Genomic DNA, 247 nt, shown 5'->3' on the forward strand with positions numbered 1-247 from the left:
ACGAGCTTGGCCTCGGCGTCGTCCACGCGGGAGCGCAGGGCGTCGGAGGAGAAGCCGCCGTAGACCACGGAGTGGACCGCGCCGATGCGCGCGCACGCGAGCATCGTGATGTCGGCCTCCGGGATCATCGGCAGGTAGACGGCCACGCGGTCTCCCTTGGTCACGCCGAGGGACTCGAACGCGCTGGCGGCGCGCCGGACCTCGGCGGCCAGGTCGGCGTAGGTGTAAGTCCGGGTGTCGCCGGGCT

General features: G+C 72.5%; 1 protein-coding gene. It reads right to left on the bottom strand.

Annotation, left to right across the window (positions count from 1 at the left end; translation table 11 throughout):
• Positions 1–247 (bottom strand): AMP-binding protein (locus tag KVS67_RS12560; RefSeq protein ID WP_217565504.1); only part of this gene is annotated, 247 nt, incomplete at both ends.

Source organism: Micrococcus sp. GbtcB5, assembly GCF_019091605.1.
GTDB lineage: Bacteria > Actinomycetota > Actinomycetes > Actinomycetales > Micrococcaceae > Micrococcus > Micrococcus luteus.